Raw genomic sequence first — 1,302 nt, 5'->3', positions numbered from 1 at the left:
GGGGGCGGGGTTCCTCACGCCCCGGGACCGCCGGGCCGGCCTGGACGGTCCGATGCCCCTGCTCATCACTCCGGTGTGCAGGGGGCGGTGCCGTCCGTCGCCGGATCGGGTGCCCGAGGGCGCGCCTGCCGATCGCCACGGCGGCCGCGTCATGGCGAGTGGTGGTGCGGTGTGTGCTGGTGAGGGGTTTCTGCCAGTGCTGGGCGCCCCAGCGGCTGGTGTAGGCGGGGTCGACGGCGACGACGGGAATGCCGAGTTCGGCCGCCGTCGACACCAGCCGGGCCCGCAGCCTGGCGGTGGGCATGCCAGAGATCAACTTGCGGAACGTCTTGCGGCGGCCGTGCTTCTCGCGGGTGGTCTCGGCGGTGAAGTCGAGGTCTTCGATGGCGAGGGCGAGGTGGTGGCGTTTTGCGAAGTGGAGCAGGCGGATCAGGGCGTGGCGGAGTTGGGCGTCGCGGTGCTGTGCGGTGCCGGACAGGTCGTAGCCGAAGCGGAGGGGCCGGCCGACGGGGTTGCCGTGGGTGTCCAGGCGCCAGGCGGCCAGGTGGTCGGCGTTGGCGTCGACACCGATCAGCCCGCCCGTGCGGGCCGTGGCCAGCGGCACGGTCTTGACCGGGGGGATCGTCCACGACGCGGTCAGATACCAGCGGCCCCGGATGGTGTCTTCGTGGATGCGGTAGGCCACCGCCCGGTTCGCGGTGACCCGATCGCGCCACCGCTCGCCCCGGTGCGCGAACGCCACCGTCGAGGCGAGCACATACCGGCCGTTCGGGGCGTTCGCCAGATGAGCCAATGGAGCGGGAAGCTTGATCGAGACCTCGCCGCCGGGGGTGACGCGGATCGTCTCATTGCCGAACCGCTTCCCCGACTCGCCGTCGGCTGCAAGGAACCGGCGCCCGGCCCGCCACCGCGCACGCCACTGCTCCTCGGTGAGACCGGCCGCCCGCAGATGGTGGCGGGCGTTCAAAAGCCGCTTCCCGCCGCGCACCACGCCCACGCGTCCGGCCTCCCAGTCCGCCCGCGCCGCATCGAGCCGGTCGGTCAGCACGTGCAGGCGGCGCGTCTTGGCATGCCACTCCCGCTTGCTGCGGTATCCGCCCGGAGCCCGCCTGCTGCCCGCCTCGCCGACCGGCAGGGACAGCCGGTGCGCGATCATGCGCACACTCGCCTGAAGGCTCTGGATGTGCGCGAGCTGACCACGCCGGGCCAGCGCCCACTGATCATGGGAGGCCTTCGTGATGCTGCCCGCCCAACGGGAGGACGACTCCACCGTCAGGGCCCGCTTGCGCTCGGCCCACCACT

1 protein-coding gene is annotated in these 1,302 nt (G+C 72.7%); it reads right to left on the bottom strand.

The features are described 5' to 3' along the window. A partial coding sequence (locus ABZY20_RS37210) for an IS200/IS605 family accessory protein TnpB-related protein (protein ID WP_356447961.1) occupies nucleotides 1-1,302 on the bottom strand: 1,302 nt, incomplete at both ends.

Origin of the sequence: Streptomyces sp. NPDC006624 (assembly GCF_040611555.1) — a bacterium.
Lineage (GTDB): Bacteria > Actinomycetota > Actinomycetes > Streptomycetales > Streptomycetaceae > Streptomyces.
The sequence above is the reverse complement of the archived record's forward strand: the minus strand, read 5'-3'. Positions and strand labels throughout refer to the sequence as shown.